A 16,670-nucleotide genomic window follows, 5' to 3' on the forward strand; every position below is an offset into this window, starting at 1 on the left:
GCTGAAGCCTGGGGCTATACGGACAAAGCCCGCCTGCGCGGGCTATAAGCAAAAACCGACTTTTACCAACCGGATTTGGTAGAACACCCTAATTGAGTTAACGGTGCGTTATGGCTTTCGCTATAACGCACCCTCTGAACCCCCATTCATAAATCGGTAGTCTACCTCCACAGGACAAGGCACTCCCTTGTCCTGTCTCTCTTTCCCCCTATTTCCCCTCTTCAAACCCAGTCAACATCCCATAAACCGCCCAAATTGCCATCGCCCTTAAATAATGAGAAGCGCGAAAGGTTCCCACTGCCGTAATCGCTTCCGGAGTGCGGAACTGCAAGCCATTTTCATAGACTTGCTGAATCACCGTTTCCGTTAACTTAAACCCTTCCTCCTTCATCCCCATTTGCAACAAAAATGCCGCCAATCCGAAATTAATCCCAGTCCAAACTTCTAACGGATGCGTCGCATCAGGATTCACGGGAGAACCATCGATTAATACGCCATTTGCTGCCCCAAATTTCCCATTATGAAACTGCAAAAAACAGGAGTCATAGACGGTTTTTAAGGCTGATTCTGCACAGGTTATTGGCACAATATCGGCTAACCCTAATAACCGGGAATAGAATTGACCACAAAGCTGATCTGCCATCACCACCTCGGAACCGCTTTCGCTGTCCAGGCGATAATAAGTGCCATTCCAGAGTTTTTCTTGATACAGGGTTCCTGCTTGTTCCAACCAGTCTTGATAGGTACTCAGGGTTGCTTGAATCGTTGCTGGGTCTAGTAATTGCGATCGCTTCTGTTCATAAATCGTATCGGTGAATACGCCGGAATGGGGGGGATTGTTTAAAATTACCTCACCAATGGCGATCGCCGCTTGTAATGCCGCTATCCACAATCCGCCACAATAGGCACTCACCCCCCGCATCGGCCAATCATCGAACGTCTGATCCGGTGCGCCGCCATTTTCGGGAATCCCATCCCCATCGGTATCGAAGGTTTTTAAATAGGCGATCGCCTGCACCATTGAGGGCCAACAATCCCACAAAAACTCATAATCATCCCCCCCAGTCAACAGAAAATTCCGATACACCAGCAAGGCAAAATCACAGGGTAAATCCTTCCACAAATTACAATCCTGATAACTGGTATAATTCGTTTTCACCCAAGGATGTTCATTCGGTGCACCCAAATCGTGAGGCGTCGCATCGGTCACTTTGCGAACTGCTGCCGCTTGATTATACCCAATAATCCTGGGTGTATCATCCCCCGTAGGAATCGCCCGGGCAAACCCTCGCATCACCGATTTTTCCAATTCCGGCCACAACATTAACAGGGCAAAAGACCCGTATAAGCGCACATCCAAGCTCTCATACCAACGATAATCGAGACATTCAAGCACCGCAAATTTACCCCAAGGTTCCTCCGCATCCTGGGCGGTCCATAATGTTCCTCCTTGAGTTAAAATATACAACTCATTAAACAAGGCCATTTTCACCGAGTCGGATAAATCCTCCCGGTCTAATATCGATTGTTGCCAAGTGATGATATTCTCACGCCACATATCCGAATGTTTGAGTGCAGTGCGAATCATGGACCAGGAATTTTTGCCATTACGCCCGAAAAAGTCGGTATAGCGGCGGTATTCCCAGACTCCGGCAGCGAATTCAGTGACGGGAAAATCCCAAGCAAGGATAAAGGGAATTTTGCGGGTTTTTCCCGGTCGAATGGTGAAGCGAACCGCTAATGCGACTCCAATCCGTTCTCCTTTGGCGGCAGGGGTTTCATCGGTACAATCCAATAAAGAACCATCGTGAGAAAACTGTTCCCAGAGTTCTTTGCCGCTGCCGGTGGGATTCCATCGGGTGTTTTTGAAGGTATCGAGAAAGGGATTGGTGGCGGTGGCGATCGCCAGTTCTCCCTCCCCTTCCTGGGGAACTTCTCCCAATTGACCCCCGGCCATCACACAACCAATCCGATGGAAATCTTCAATATAACGGTTAGAATTCCCCTGACTCTGCCCCCATTTGGATTGGTATTCATACTCTGGAGACCCATCATCTCGCACTTTGACTGTCGGGGATTTGATGGCATTGGTAAACCAACCCACCACATTTTCCCAAGTCAGCAGAATACTCAGGGTAATCGGTTCATCGGTGGGATTGTAGGCGGTCCATTCAAAAATTGCCAGAGGATAACTACATTCTTGGTATTTTCCCGGCCAAATTGGGGAAAATTGCTCACAAGTGAGTTGTGCTTTCAAGACATTTTGATAGACAAACCAACTCCGAGGATACAAAGCATGGTAAGTTCCGGTAGGATTCTCCTCAGTCGAGGCGGGATACCATTGCCAGGAATTCAGACTGCCATCGGCGGGAGGTTCGGTACAAAGTGCGTAGGCGTGACGCTGGCTTGAGGTTTCTTCAAAGATGCTAAACTGACAGGCGGGGAGGGATTGGAAGGTATGTTCGCCGCCGTCGAGATGCCAGAGATTGAAGTCACCGCGAGGCGATCGGCCTATACAACCGGCCCCAAACCCCCCGAGGGGCATTCCATGCCAGGGACCATCATCAAGATTACTGCCATAGCGAACGGTATAGGGTTTGTCCCAATCTAAACCAATTGGACGCTGCCAAGTCTGGGGAGGAATTGGAGGGGGAGTGGATGGAGTGGTCATAGTTCTGCTTGAATCAACTCTTTCGATTAAAGCAGAACTATGATGATTACCATCGGGCCCCCGCCCCTTACCCTTCTGCTTCTAACTTTTGAATGGCACGGTTGAGATGTTTCAGATAGGGTTTGACCACTTCGCGATTTTGCTGTTGCAGTTTGACAATTTGGCTTTGCAGTTCATCAAGCTGGGTTTGAATAGCGATGTCGTCAGGGGCCACCGGACTTGTTAAGGCTTGAAACTGGGTTTGAATGTCGGCTAAACTTTGAGCGAGGGTGAGTAATTCGGCTTTAAGATTTGCCAGTTCAGGGGAGGGAACGGAAGGGGGAGATGCTAACTCTTGACGGAGGGTTTGGACTTCGTGGTTGAGGGTTTCTTGGAGTTCGCTGAAGCGGGTTTCGGTGACATCTCTCAGGCGCATGACTCCGCGACGGACGATCGCAAATTCGTGCTGGATGTCTTCAGGATTGGGGTTACTGGAATTGACCCGATCGCCCGGTTGTTGCAAAGTGGCGATCGCCTCGGAAAGACGCATCAAGGTATTTTCCACATCCTGAATCCGTTCTGATTTGGGCAAGGTTTGTAAACTACTGTGAACCGCAGTGACTACCTGATGCATATCAGCGATCGCCCCTTGGTGTTCCGTCCGCATTTGCTCCCCAAACCGACTGCGATTCAGGTGATTCAACCACAATGCCAAAGTAATCGGAGTCGCGGCGAATAAAACCTGTCCAGACAATCCCGCCACAACGGATCCCACAGCCGAACCAATCAGGGATGCCGACTCAGCGAGTTCGAGGCGATCGCGCTCTCGAATTCGAGACAGAAAGGTTGGAAAAGCCCGGTGGCGGTTAATGTGCTGCATGGCTTTAGTAACAACAGTTTTAAAATGTTTCCTGCCACTGATTGTAAGCGATTTTCGAGACTTCAGGGGTTAAGCCCCCTCTTCATCGCGACCCAATGGCCCGTTTCTACTGGCTCCCTAGCTCAATAGATCCAAAAAAACTGACAACAAGAATTGTCAGTTTTTTATGAACAGGACTTATGCAATCTTTAATACTAAGCCCTAAATAATGTAGAGGCGATTCGCGAATCGCCTCTACATTATCCCTACATTATTTGGAGTGAATTCTCGAAATCTCCGTAATACAAAATCCGGTTGTTAACAGTCGGTTTTCTGTATTAGCCCGCGCAGGCGGGCTTCGTCCGTATAGCCCCAGGCTTCAGCCTGCGGCTATACGGACCTTTGACAACCGGATTCCGTATAAGTCCTGATTCCGTAAGTCCTGATCAAGTTTATCCAGGAAAACATCCAGTCAACTCAACAGAATAATCGGGGGGTTTACTCATTACCTTACTGTCTCACACAGTTAATCATCCGGACCGTTGCTGCTGCGGCATAATTTCGCAACGTCGGAGAGTTGGGGAAAAACTGAGTTCCCGATTCATTTAACGGAGAAGCAACCTGACAATAACTCGACATATCAGAAATCAGAGAATCGGCCCAGTGATTTTGGGTATCCGAGAAATTCGTAGGCGTGCGGGTAGCGGTGAGGGTAGTCCCCCGACCCCGCAGAGTATTCCCATATTCAGCAGCGCGACGTAACACCGCCATCATTTCAGCACGGGTCACGGTTTGAGCTGGACGGAAACTCTGATCTTGATAGCCACTAATAATATTATTGTCTCGGGCCCATTGAATTTTAGGCGCACTCCATCGCGACGCCTCCACATCAAAATAGGGTCGAGAGGAAATCGTGGAGGGAATATTGATGTTGGCACCGGGAACATTTTTCAACGACTCAATGACCATTGAGACCAATTGTTCGCGAGTCAGGGCCACTTGGGGGCGGAACGTATTATCTTCCCGGAAACCCGAGACAAAACCGAGGGCCACCGCTTGCTCAATTTCCTGAGCATAGATATCCGATCGCGTATCTGCAAAGGAGACATTCACCGGAGGGGGATTCGTCACCACCGGAGGAGGAGTCGGAGTCGTCCCAGATGAGCCAATGGGTTTAGCCAGGGCGGTTAAAGATTGGTTATTAGCCAGATAGACGTGACCCAAAGTCTGACCATTGTAGGTGCGTTTGGCAAACTGCCATCCGGGATTGAGGTTAATTTTAGTAAACCCGTTCGCCATGCCGTTGGTGCGGCCAATTTCCATTTCCCGACGTTCAAACGTATTGACTCCAAGGAGTACCAAGTCTCCACCGCGCTGAACGATCCGCAAGCTGTACTGGAGACCGACATCTTCACCACCGACCCGGATAGAATAGCCATTACTATCGGTGCTGCGCCCGCAAATCCCAGTGAAGTCAAAATTGACTAAGAGGGGATCAACGCGAACGGGGTTACTGCCACTTTCGCTCCAACATTGACGAGAATTGGAGACTTGCTCAATGATTAACAGGGGGGGAGCCACGCCTCCGCTAAAAGATTGGGCAACCGCAATGAAGCGGCTTTGATCGACGCTTTGTTGTCCGAACAGCGAGGCGATCGCTTGAGTGCCAAGGGTCAAAGTCGAGAGAGTTGCCGTAGCGATCGCCGCCGTTTTGAGTAGAAGTGAAGTCTTCATAATGCGCTATTTTAACCGTCGGGTGATTGGTAAATGCCGCTGGGCATAGTTGTATTGTGAAGCAAGGGAGGCGTAGCAAAACAGAGTTGATGTTGTGGTTCGTTAACTGTCCCCTGGGAGATCGCCACCATTGTTCGGGCCTAGTTTTGAGGTGAACTTCACCCCAGGACTCTATATCCTCCCGTACCGAGCTAACGCCCACTGTCAACACAAGCCAGGGAGCCGTTTTACCCCGGTAGCTAGGGAGCCATTGTGCCCTGCCTTGTTACAATAACCGAAGTGTCCCCTGGGGCAATTGGTTCCCTCGACCCCTGAAAATTCTCCCTCGGAGGATAGAATTACAGGATCTGCTGCAATCCCCGAGGATCCGAGGCATTCCCGGGCCATCAAATCCGGGCAGACCCGCCCCTTGATTTGCGATCGGGGCCGTGGGATTTATCCGGTGAAAGCAATCTATGATACCGTCGAATGGCAGATTTCCTGTTATGCTAGAAGGGATAGGGACTCGCTTTCACCCGGTTTTGTCAAAATCCAAACCGGCGAAGGCCCAAGTTCTATCTAAAGTTAGATGAAGATTCATCAAAAATTGAATGAGACTGAGTAAAATGAAAAGTACAAGATCATCTCCTGAGAATTAGCCATCCTTGAGCTAATTCCAGGGTGTTAACCCCTGGAGGAAGATAGCATCCTCCGTCAATGGGATATAACTTGTGTTTGGAGAAAGCAACAACAGCAGCAGAGGTTTTGGTAAAGACATCAAGCTGGGTAGCCTGTAACGGGTTGACTTCCACCCCTAGGGGTGTCTTCTCGATGCCAGAGCCAGGACCATCAAGCCGAGGGCCAATCTCCATCAATTTACTTGAAAATACGGGATGCCTGGAAGCCGGAGTTCTTTAAAGAACCGGGAACCCAGGCGATGCTATTCCATTTATTCTCCGTCAAAATGCAGTTATAATCAAGAAAGCCGGAAGAATAACTATCTGCGCGTTGAAACAATCCAATAAGAGTGAAACTCCTGCTTTAACTCGTCTGCTGTATGATTGCAGTAGCCGGTTGAACAAACACTCTTTGAATTGTTGAGCGTACCCAACTGACATCAGTGATAGATTCTGAAAGCTGATTTCCATATCAAAAAGTAAGCTCAAGTGCAATACCTTTCGTCTAGGTTGTTGTTTTGAGCCTGTAGAGGTAATTTGACAATGCCTTTTAAGTTAGTCTTAAAGAATCTCAGAGTCTTCAGACGACCCCCTGAGAGTGTCAGCTAAACTTTTAGAAAATTTACTCTGTGAACGACTTGCTTCCATCATCTTCTTCCAGAATGCCTGTGACTGAAAAAAGAAGAAATCGGGATTTACCTCAAATTAATGAAAGAATCCGATTTCCTCAAATTCGAGCCATTGACACAGACGGCAGCCAACTTGGGATTCTAACGCCTCAAGAGGCGATGCGAATCGCTGAAGAAAAAGACCTCGACTTGGTTTTAGTCAGCGATAAAGCCGATCCCCCAGTTTGCCGAATCATGGACTACGGCAAATATAAGTTTGAGCAAGAGAAAAAAGCGCGGGAAGCTAAGAAAAAGCAGCATACCGCTGAAGTCAAAGAAGTCAAGATGCGCTACAAGATTGAAGAACATGACTATAACGTGCGTCTCAATCAAGCCCAGCGCTTTTTGAAAGTGGGAGATAAGGTAAAAGCGACGATTACCTTCCGAGGGCGGGAAATTCAACATACGGACCTGGCTGAGGAATTACTCAAGCGCATGGCAGCGGACCTCGAAGAAGTTGCCGAAGTGCAGCAAGCCCCTAAAAAAGAAGGGCGGAGTATGATGATGTTGCTCTCTCCCAAAAAATAGGCAAAAATAGTCCAAAAAATCGTGAGGGTGCAGGTACTTAAGTCAAAGTGCACAGCGCCCTCATGATTTGCCTGGAGATAGAAAACAGCGGCGATCGCCTCTCGGGTCGTAAGGAGTGGGTGAAAAGCCCGACTGAAACAGAGAAGCCAGTACAGGCATTTCACCCACCGGGACTGACGAGAGCGCGAACAGACCTAAGCACCCAGAGATTTCCCTCCCAAAATCGTGCCGAGAAAAATCAGCGGGGGAAATCCGGCGATCGGGGGTGACGACCCCCATAAAGCGGTAAGATAACCATCAAGCCCTGGCTGTTAGGATTTAACCCCTCAACTCAAGCGCGCTTAAACCCTGGAAAGGGAATGACTGTGCGGTTCCCCTTGAGGGTTTAACTGGGACTTGACGAGAACTGAGGCATCCTCTATCTGCTATCTGCGCCGATCGCGTCGATCGGCGCAAGACTTGTTTGCCGCCCTCAAACCAGGCTCAGAGCCTCAGACGCCCCATCCTTCCGAACCCTTCTCAATCCTCGCCAAAACCCTGTCATCTTCCTTCAGGCATCACCGAGCCAGAGCAATTGAAAAATAGTAGAGATTATGTTAATCAGAAGGAAGAAAAACTCATACAAATCGTGCCAGCGATTGAGTGCAAAAGGTCAGGGTACCGGAGCTAGGCATAAGCGAATTAACCCGTGGAAGCCCGAAGCGCGCCCTTAGAGTCAACCATTAACCAGAACCCGTTGGCGACAAGAGCAGAGGATAATGAGCGATCGACAGGGCTTTTCATGCCAGAACAGGGTATGGCATTCTCAATACCATTCGAGGAGATGAACTTCAACCGGCATTCAGGGAAACTCTACAACACGGGAAATTAACGCTGCATGGAACTAAAAGAACAGCGGTTTGCCGCTAAGGGTAGGTTAGCAACCGCATTGCTACAGTGGTTAAATCTCCGTCCCGAGGAAGGAGAGCGCACCTGGTTGATGTTTGCATTCTATACCGTGACCTCAATTGGGATGTTGTGGTTAGAAGCAAGTACAGTGGGTCTGTTCTTGAACGAATATGGGGCGGAATCCTTGCCCTGGATTTATGTCGCGGGGGCGGGTCTCGGGTCCTTCCTCGGAGTCATGTACTCCTGGATGCAACGGTTCCTCCCCCTGCGCCAAGTCATCGTATCCGTGGCGATCTTCATGGCGATCCCCTTGCTATTTTTTCGGGTCGCCTTAAATATTGCGATCGCCGCTGCCGTGACGATTTTCCTGATGCGCTTGTGGTTGGAAGCCATCTTTGCCCTCAATGACCTCAACACCTCCATTACCGCCAACCAACTCTTTAACATTCGCGAGATTAAACGCACCTATCCCCTGATCAGTAGCGGCATTTTACTCGCCGATGTGATTAGTGGCTTTTCCCTACCCGTGCTGCTCAGAGTCGTCGGACTGAATAACGTCCTGGTGACCTCCTGCGTGATGATGCTGTTAGGGGCATTTTTGCTATTTTACCTGAGTCGCACCTACAAACAAGCCTTTCCCGACGCCCCGCGCACGACCTCCCTGGAAAATGAACCCGATTTCACCAATCGCCGACTGGGCGGCCCCCTGAAAGGCTATGTGATTCCCCTGTTTGGATTTTTTATCCTCGCCGAAGCCTTACATCTCGTCGTTGACTTCCTATTTTTAAGTGAATTAGAACAGCAAAACCCTGCCGGACAAGATTTGGCGATCGGAATTGCTAGTTTCCTCGGCGTCTTTAACGGCATCCTGGGACTCTTTGAACTGGTGATGCAGTGGTTTGCCTCCAGTCGGATTGTGGAACGCTTCGGGGTCTTTGCCGCTGCCACCCTCTTACCTGCTGCGGTGGTTTTACTCAGCGCCTTTTCCCTGACCCCCATCCTGCCCTTCTTTTGGGGGCTGGTTTCCCTAAAATTTATTGAAGAACTCCTCAAATACACCCTAATCGAAGGCACCGGGCCCGTCTTTTTCCAACCCCTCCCCGATAGCATTCGCAGTAACATCCAATCGATGGTGAATGGGATTGCCGAACCTCTGGCAGTGGGGGTGACTGGCGTGGCCATTTTAGCGGCGATTTGGGTGTGCCGAATGATCTTTCCTCAAGCTACCCCCCAAGAGATTCTGGGGTATCAAGGCACCGTTTTCTTGGTGTCCGTGGTGCTGATGGGGTTAGGGTGGTTTTTTATCGTCTGGATCCTGCGATCGCGCTATCTCGGCTTATTAGTCTCCAGTGCAGAACGCGGACGCCTCGGAGTTTCCGATGTGGATATGCGGGCGTTAAAGCGCACCGTGGTGGAAACCCTGGAACAGAAAGGCAACGAAGACGATAAACGCTCCTGCATCGAATTGCTCACCCAAATCGACCCCGAGCACGTTGGCGAAGCCCTTGCCCCCCTCCTGCCCAATCTAACCCCAAATTTGCAGCGTCAAAGTCTGGAGGTGATGCTCAACCATCCAAATCCTATCTACACCTCCCATTTACGAACCCTGCTTAACCAAACCGTCACCCCTGAAGTCTTAGCGTTGGCGTTGCGCTATATCTGGCTGACGGAACCGGAACTGGATATCGAACAATTGCGCCCCTATCTGCGTGCCGATGTAGACCCAGTAGTTCGCGGCACTGCCGCCTCCTCCATCATGCGTCGAGGCAACCGCGAACAAAAAGCCGAAGCCACCAACGCCCTGCGTCATATGTTGACCCACAAACAGGAACGGGAACGGGTCATGGGTTGTCGCGCCCTGGGAGAAGCGGATTATTTGCAAGGGTTACGACTGTTTATCCCCAATCTACTCCAGGATGAGTCTTTGCGAGTCCGTTGCGCCCTGTTGGAGGTGATTGCATCGACTCATTTAGAAGAGTATTATCCCTCCCTGTTGCGGGGACTTTACTATAAATCAACCCGGGAATCGGCGATGCGAGCTTTGGTGCGCTTGGAGAATGAAATTCTCGATCGCCTCGTGGCCCTGGCTGAAGATATTCATAAGCCCGATTTAGTCCGGATGCACGCTTGGACGGCGATCGGTCAGATTGGCACCCTAGAATCCCTGAATGTATTGGTGAATCATCTGGTCACCAGTTGGGGCACCACCCGACGGAACATCCTGCGTATTCTGTTAAAAATCCCCAAGGAAGGCGGCATTGAAGGGGTTTTAGATCGAATTGGCCGCAGTGGGGTGGAAATGTTAATCGACCAAGAATTGATGTTGATGGGTCAGATTTATCAGGCTCTCATCGGACTCAATCCAGAAGAAACCGTCGGACGAGAAGCGAATCTCCTGCGCCGCGCTTTGCGGGATGTGATTTCCGATTCGGTGGACCGCTTGTTTTTGCTGATGAAGTTTCTCTATCCCCTGGGGTCGATTCAAGCGGCGGCTTTTAATTTAAAGTCCGGTGTGCGGACAAATATGGCGCGGGGGTTGGAAATTTTGGATAATACTCTGGATATTCCGAGTAAGCGGATTTTGTTGAGTATTCTCGATCGCCGTGCCGATGAGGAAAAACTCCAGAGTCTCTCGGAATTGATTGCGATCGAACCCCTATCTGCGAGCGATCGCCTCCGACGGTTGGTGGACTTACGTCACTTTATCTCGGAGTGGCCCCTGGCTTGCTGTTTTCACCTGGCTCGGGCTTCTCGCTGGAGCCTGAGTGCGGAACAAACGTTAGCTTGTTTGAACCATCCGAAAAGTTTTGTGCGCGAAGCTGTGTTAGCCTACCTGAAAGTGGCCTCTCCTCGCGCCCTCGCCGAACTGTTGCCCCGGATGAAAAACGATCGCGATCGCCTCGTTGCCTCTCAAGTCAAGGAAATGATGGCGGAATTGGGCATTGCGGATTCACCGCGTGCCGCCTCATCCACTGCCGGAGGACCCCAGGGTTTTCCCAATTATCCGGGCCTCCCCGGGTTGGAAGCGACCTAAAGTACGGTAAAAGTAAAAAGATAAAAGGAAAATTTTTGTTTTTGCCTTTTTACTCCTGATTACTTTTTAGGCTTTATTTTTTACGGTTTACTGTCGTAATGCTCACCAGTGTTGACCGATTATTATTTGTCAGGGCCGTTCCGATTTTTAAGGAACTTCGGGATGACTTTCTCGTGCGTCTGGCTTCCGTGATGGATGAGCTATCTTTCCCGGCAAAGCATACCATCTTCACCGAAGGTCAGGAGGGGCGATCGCTCTATATCGTCGTTTCTGGTAAGGTCCGCGTTCACATTGGCAATCGAGACCTGGCTAAACTAGAACAGGGAACCTGTTTTGGCGAAATGTCTTTGTTCGATGCTGAACCCCGTTCAGCTTCTGTCACGACTCTGGAACCCTGCGAGTGTCTGGTGTTGACTCAGCAGCAACTCTACGATGCCATTGATGAAACTCCCGGAATTGCCATCAATATCATCCGTCTGCTCTCTCGTCGGATCCGCGAACTGAATCGGGTCAACGCTCAAACGGCGGCACAATCACAGCAGTCGGGAAGTGACTTACGCAGTGCGGGAACGAATGTGCCAGGATAGTAGGGTCCAGGGGAAAGAGCGAACCCTCCGGATGCACTCGTTTCTGATGGAAGAATGGGCCATTCTCCCCGGGTTCATATCAATCTCTATCTATAAAGGCCCCAACCCTTGAACCGTTTAGACTGGGTAAGTGGTTCTATTTTGGCTAAGATGCCATAGAGGTTATGCAAGGGAAAATACCGTTTATCATTGCTTTGGCGGCAGGAGCGATCGCCGCCGCACTCGGAGGTGCCTATTTCGCATCCCAATCATCCCAATCACCCCCATCTCCCCCATCTCCCCCTCCAGTCACTCAAACCCCCACCCAATCTCCCCAATCTCCCCCATCTCCCCAACCTTCCCAATCTCCCCAATCTCCCCAATCTCCTCCATCTCCCCAACCTTCCCCAACCCCAACTCCAGAACCCATCATGATTACCCCCTCCCAAGACAATTGCAAAATTACCACTGCCATTGTCTCCGATCCCAACCCCCCAGCTAACGTTCGTTCCAGTCCAGAAGTAACCGCCACGAATCTTTTAGGGACACTGAGTAATGGCACTTTTCTCAGTGTTACAGAAGAACAAAATGGCTGGTTTAAAATCAATAGTCCGGTAGACGGTTGGATTGCCAAAAGTATCACCGAAAGTTCTTGTTCTGAAATCACTGAACGGATTAATTTCCCCCCCAATGGCACCTCTGCGCGAGTCAAAGGGCGGATTATTGGCGGAGGAAGTCATGAATATCTGCTCAAGGCATCTGCCGGTCAAACCTTGACCCTCTCGGTTTCCGAAGGCGCGTTGCCGTTTGTCTTTATCCCCAATGACCCCAATCGGCAAACTGAACTCACCGGGGGGGGTCACTATACGGGTCTGGACAACTGGAGTGGGACTCTCCCCACAACCGGGGACTATCTCCTGGTTTTAGACTCAAATTTCCGAGGGTTTAGCTATGACTTTTTAGTTGAAGTCAAGTAATCCTGAAACTACTCGATCGCCTCTAAAGAAATGTCCAACAAGGGATAATCTTGCCAGTTTTCTGCATCAAAATGCCACCATTCGGTAATGAGGGGAATAAAGCCCTGTTGAGTCATCACCGATTCGAGTAATTGGCTATTTTGGCGGGCTTGGTTGCTGACATCGGTTCCTGGGTAATCTCGGGCGGCGCGATCGGTAAAATCATCAAAGTCCGTAGGCATTTCTAATTCATTACCCCTTGCATCAATTAGGGTTAAATCTACCGCTGCACCGCGATTGTGTCGCGACCCCCTTGCTGGATTAGCAACATAACGAGGATCGGGCAACGCTTCCCACATTTTCCTCGTTACCGATAAGGGTCTGTAACAATCAAAAACTTTCAACCCCAGTCCCCGAGGTTGCAATTGCTCTTGAACTCGGGATAACTTTTGAGCGACGCTAGTTCGCAGAAGACATCGAGGGACGGAGTAGAGTTTGACCTTCAAAAAATTATTAGCTGTGGCATAGCGAATATCAAGGGTAATATCGGGATTAATATCTTGGATATCTACCAACTTCTCTCCCTCAAACTGCTCTGTATCTGGAGTTCTCTCCCCGACAATTGATGGACTCTGCAATACCTCTTCTCCCGCCTTAAATTCCTCTAAAATCCGAACGGATTCCGCTGGTTGCCAGAATCCAATGGTGAGGACTAACCCTAAAACCACCGAAAATAACAGGATGTAATTAATTTTCATGGGTTTTCGTTCAGTTTTGTTGAATGTCAATTAATGAATATAAGGATTTAGTTAATTCAAATTTCTAGTTTATTTTCCTTAATTTAAGGTTGAAACCCTCTTGACTATAAATCATAAGCGGTAATTTTATAAAGCTCAGAAGGATGTTTCATGAAGTCATCAAATCAAGCAAGCCTTCAGTAAGGGCTCTATTTTCCTTCAAAAAATCAATACACTGCCAGATGGGGCAAGGGATGAAAATGATAGTGGCTTCATAAAATTTAACCAAATCCGGATCCCGAGGAGGAGCGGAAAAGGAATACTGTGAAAAGACCGATAAATAGCTTGACAGTTTCTGCCTAAAACTGACCCCTACGGTAAAATCATCATGGCCATTTTCCCACAAGAGCGGGGTGAAACACCCGAATTCCTCAATCCTTTAAATCCTTATCATTATGGTCTGTTGGCCTACTGGGTGTTTTTTCGTCCCAGTGTACTCCGAAGCTATTTGTACAAAGCTGCCCCGGATTTGTATCGACAAAGCGGATGGAGTAAATTCCGGGGGAGTTTTAAAGTTCCGGGATATCGAAACCTGTATCTGATGGCGACTGCCTCGGTGGTGAAATGTTTGTTCCTCCTGGCATTCACATTTTTGCTCTATACGATTGCGGTGCAACAAGGTCATACCGGATCCATTAATTCTGTCCTGGCCCTTTCCAATACTCAAGCGATTTCTGCTTCAGGGAGAGACTTTACTGGAAACAGCAGCTTAAAAGTGTGGGATTTGGATAGAGGTGCATTGTTGCAAACCCTACCGGGTAATACCGGCGGAATTAATGCCTTGGCGTTACTCTCAGGAGACCGGGTTATTTCAGGTGGCGCAGACCGCACGGTTAATATTTGGGACATCCAAGGGGGCGATCGCCTCCAGACTCTCCAAAACCACCGGCGCTGGATTGAAGACCTCGCAGTTACCCCAGACCAAAAATTAGCCATTTCTGCCTCAGCAGACAATACCCTCATCGTCTGGGATATCCAGTCCGGAAAAAAACTGCATACTCTGGAAGGCCATAGGGGACCTGTAAACAGTGTAACCCTCACCCCAGATGGAACCCAGGCCATTTCTGGATCGACAGATGGAACCGTGAAAATTTGGAATCTGGCACAGGGAACTCTCCTGCAAACCTTAAGCGGTCATACCGCCCGGGTTAATGCAGTCACCGTCACCCCGAATGGAGAACAGGTGATTTCGGCTAGTCTGGATGGTTCAGTTAAAGTGTGGGCCCGGTCATCGGGTACGCAAGTGCAGAATTTGACCGCACATCCTGGAGGGGTCAATACCATTGCAGTTACCCCTGACGGACAACAGGTGGTTTCTGGCGGTATGGATGGAACCCTCAAGGTTTGGAACCTGAATGAGGGAACTCTCCAGTATGAATTAACCGGACATCAGGGGTGGATTAATGGATTAGCAGTTACCCCGGACGGACAGCAAGTGGTGTCGGCCTCTTCGGACCATACCCTTAAAGTCTGGAACCTCCAACAAGGGACTTTGGTACATACCCTCGCTGGACATCAAGAGTGGGTGAGATCCGTGGCGGTGACCCCCGATGGACAACGAGTGATCTCCGGTGCAGGCGATCGCCTCCCAAAAGTCTGGAATCTCACCTCGGGTGAAGAAATTCCCCTCAAAGCAGTCCAACGCACCCTCTTTTGGACGACCCTCGGGTTTGCAGTTGGAGTGGTTTTCCTGTGGATCTGGATTGTATTGGCAACGGCACTGCTTCTCACCTGTAGTTTTATAATCTTTGGACTGGCCGGTAGTGTGTTAGCGGCCTTGGTACTGGCGCTATTTGGGGGTTTCGCGTTCACGAGTCTGTTTATATTAAATGATTTGATGAGCATCAATCCCCCTTATGAACAGGCCTTCGGAGCGATCGCCATTGATCCGACGGTGCTCACCGTCGGGTTTGCAATTTTTCTGGGGACAATTTGGTTTGTGGCCTTTGCTTTAGCTGGACGCCCAGGGGTGGCTGCCTTAGCGGGAATTGCGTTGATTTTCACGATCGCGGTGGCCTTGGCTGCATTCGAGGCAAATATCATCAAAGATAAAGACATTGCCTCCCGAATCCGGTTTGTGGCGGGAGTTTCCCGAGGGTTTGAAATTGGGATTTACTTTAATTTGCTGGTGACGATCGGGTCCTTACGCCTCTTGTTTTACCCAATTGAGTTAATTGCTGCATTCAAACCTAACCGACGGGGTGAGAGACATCCAGTTTTTTGGGATGAGTTGGTCGTGTTGCCGCTGCCGAATACTCGCAAATCTCTACTCCAGCAGTTGCAACGGGATGAAAAGACTGGGTTACACCAAGTCGCAGAAGTCTGCCGCAACCCCTTTCAGCGTTCCGTTGCCTTGAGTGCTTTATCTCGATATTTACATTCCACCCCAAACCCCCTACATCTGCTGTATGCGATCGCCCGCGACCCGAATTTAAGGGCTTATCTCTGGTCCCCAGTGAGTGCTGAAGATTGGCGAGGAATTCCGGAACGCCGACAAGTCTTACTGGGGGAATTGGGTTTGCAATCGGTGAAATGTGGGAGTGATTGGTTGAATCAATTCGCTGAGGATGGCATTGGGGTGCTGACTTGGCTGCGGCGATCGCATCGTCAAACCCCCTTAACTCGGTTCTCGGCCTTGCTGTACCAGTTGCTCAATTGCGAGTCTGTGAATCAGTCGGGGTGGGATTGGACTCCCTACAAGCAAAACCTCCTCAATCTTCGAGAGTATCCGGGGGGTGTAGAAATTCTCGAATCCTTGACAATCTTGGCTGCACTGTCATCCTTGGATAACCTTTCTAACCTCCGGATTGCCTTACAGACTCTCCAAGAATCGGAACTGGCTGCTTTTTATGAGGGGGAAGCAAACTCGCGGATGCCAGTCGCTGGGGTGATTCGACCGGAGGTTCTGAATGCGATCGCTCGTCTGGGAGAAATAGGCTCCTTAATCTCTAGCCATTCTGAACAGCCGGACCCGGTAAAACGATGGGCCATCCTAGCTAGAGCCACGGTAGCCCTGGATACTCTGGAGTCCGAGGCGATCGCCTCCTTCGTCACGCCGGAACGGGTGATTCTTCAGCAGATTATCCGCCAGTGGCGGCAGTTGTTACTCCGAGAAACCGCTGCAACGGACCCCAGCTTGGTTTAAGAGCAATTCCCACCTCGCTTTTCAGCCGCTGATATTGCTCGGTTGCGATCGGGTCGGTTCCGGGGGACCTACCCACCTCAATCTCTAGCCAACCCCTCCGGGAACTCCAAAAAATCAAATCTCCAAAACGTTCGTTCGTAGTGACGCCTCAACGGAGTAGTCCCGTGAATGTAGGGGCGCAATGCTTGC

General features: G+C 49.9%; 11 protein-coding genes. 6 read left to right on the forward strand and 5 right to left on the reverse strand.

Annotated elements, in window-relative coordinates; all coding sequences use genetic code 11:
• Nucleotides 1–208 precede the first annotated feature (208 nt).
• The 4 genes from NG833_RS04035 to NG833_RS04050 form a co-directional block, all read right to left on the reverse strand.
• The gene (locus tag NG833_RS04035) at nt 209–2,671 is read right to left on the reverse strand and encodes a GH116 family glycosyl hydrolase (RefSeq protein WP_254564048.1); all 2,463 of its coding nucleotides are present in this window, start codon (nt 2,669–2,671) and stop codon (nt 209–211) included.
• A 67-nt stretch (nt 2,672–2,738) separates the two neighbouring features.
• The gene (locus NG833_RS04040; RefSeq protein WP_254564049.1) at nt 2,739–3,530 is read right to left on the reverse strand and encodes a hypothetical protein; all 792 of its coding nucleotides are present in this window, start codon (nt 3,528–3,530) and stop codon (nt 2,739–2,741) included.
• A gap of 489 nt (nt 3,531–4,019) precedes the next feature.
• A complete protein-coding gene (locus NG833_RS04045) occupies nt 4,020–5,243 on the reverse strand; it encodes a DUF3747 domain-containing protein (RefSeq protein WP_254564050.1) in 1,224 nt (407 codons plus the stop codon).
• Nucleotides 5,244–5,863: 620 nt separating this feature from the next.
• Nucleotides 5,864–6,094, reverse strand: coding sequence for a hypothetical protein (locus NG833_RS04050; protein WP_254564051.1), 231 nt, complete (start codon nt 6,092–6,094; stop codon nt 5,864–5,866).
• 467 nt (nt 6,095–6,561) lie between these two features.
• Here NG833_RS04050 and infC point away from each other — a divergent pair, with 467 nt between their 5' ends.
• From infC to NG833_RS04075, 5 genes are all read left to right on the forward strand, one after another.
• Nucleotides 6,562–7,095, forward strand: coding sequence for a translation initiation factor IF-3 (gene infC / locus NG833_RS04055; protein ID WP_254564052.1), 534 nt, complete (start codon nt 6,562–6,564; stop codon nt 7,093–7,095).
• Between the two features lie 47 nt (nt 7,096–7,142).
• Complete coding sequence (locus tag NG833_RS04060) at nt 7,143–7,364, forward strand: hypothetical protein (RefSeq protein ID WP_254564053.1); 222 nt, start codon at nt 7,143–7,145, stop codon at nt 7,362–7,364.
• 608 nt (nt 7,365–7,972) lie between these two features.
• Nucleotides 7,973–11,017, forward strand: a complete 3,045-nt coding sequence (locus NG833_RS04065; RefSeq protein ID WP_254564054.1) for an MFS transporter — start codon at nt 7,973–7,975, stop codon at nt 11,015–11,017.
• 98 nt (nt 11,018–11,115) lie between these two features.
• Nucleotides 11,116–11,604, forward strand: a complete 489-nt coding sequence (locus tag NG833_RS04070) for a Crp/Fnr family transcriptional regulator (protein ID WP_254564055.1) — start codon at nt 11,116–11,118, stop codon at nt 11,602–11,604.
• Nucleotides 11,605–11,768: 164 nt separating this feature from the next.
• Complete coding sequence (locus tag NG833_RS04075; RefSeq protein WP_254564056.1) at nt 11,769–12,560, forward strand: SH3 domain-containing protein; 792 nt, start codon at nt 11,769–11,771, stop codon at nt 12,558–12,560.
• An 8-nt stretch (nt 12,561–12,568) separates the two neighbouring features.
• On the opposite strand, the gene NG833_RS04080 is transcribed toward NG833_RS04075, so the two are convergent.
• A complete protein-coding gene (locus NG833_RS04080; RefSeq protein ID WP_254564057.1) occupies nt 12,569–13,297 on the reverse strand; it encodes a M15 family metallopeptidase in 729 nt (242 codons plus the stop codon).
• A gap of 367 nt (nt 13,298–13,664) precedes the next feature.
• On the opposite strand from NG833_RS04080, the gene NG833_RS04085 reads away from it, so the two are divergent.
• A complete protein-coding gene (locus tag NG833_RS04085; protein WP_254564058.1) occupies nt 13,665–16,481 on the forward strand; it encodes a hypothetical protein in 2,817 nt (938 codons plus the stop codon).
• Nucleotides 16,482–16,670 lie beyond the last annotated feature (189 nt).

Origin of the sequence: Oscillatoria sp. HE19RPO, from assembly GCF_024220515.1 — a bacterium.
Taxonomy (GTDB): Bacteria; Cyanobacteriota; Cyanobacteriia; order Cyanobacteriales; family Laspinemataceae; genus Laspinema.

Excerpts from the sequence above, each read along its gene's own strand:
- NG833_RS04075 (WP_254564056.1), top strand. The coding sequence starts at position 11,769 with ATGCAAGGGAAAATACCGTTTATCATTGCTTTGGCGGCAGGAGCGATC.
- NG833_RS04045 (WP_254564050.1), bottom strand. The coding sequence starts at position 5,243 with ATGAAGACTTCACTTCTACTCAAAACGGCGGCGATCGCTACGGCAACT.
- NG833_RS04040 (WP_254564049.1), bottom strand. The coding sequence starts at position 3,530 with ATGCAGCACATTAACCGCCACCGGGCTTTTCCAACCTTTCTGTCTCGA.
- NG833_RS04070 (WP_254564055.1), top strand. The coding sequence starts at position 11,116 with ATGCTCACCAGTGTTGACCGATTATTATTTGTCAGGGCCGTTCCGATT.
- NG833_RS04065 (WP_254564054.1), top strand. The coding sequence starts at position 7,973 with ATGGAACTAAAAGAACAGCGGTTTGCCGCTAAGGGTAGGTTAGCAACC.
- NG833_RS04035 (WP_254564048.1), bottom strand. The coding sequence starts at position 2,671 with ATGACCACTCCATCCACTCCCCCTCCAATTCCTCCCCAGACTTGGCAG.
- infC (WP_254564052.1), top strand. The coding sequence starts at position 6,562 with ATGCCTGTGACTGAAAAAAGAAGAAATCGGGATTTACCTCAAATTAAT.
- NG833_RS04050 (WP_254564051.1), bottom strand. The coding sequence starts at position 6,094 with ATGGAGATTGGCCCTCGGCTTGATGGTCCTGGCTCTGGCATCGAGAAG.
- NG833_RS04080 (WP_254564057.1), bottom strand. The coding sequence starts at position 13,297 with ATGAAAATTAATTACATCCTGTTATTTTCGGTGGTTTTAGGGTTAGTC.
- NG833_RS04085 (WP_254564058.1), top strand. The coding sequence starts at position 13,665 with ATGGCCATTTTCCCACAAGAGCGGGGTGAAACACCCGAATTCCTCAAT.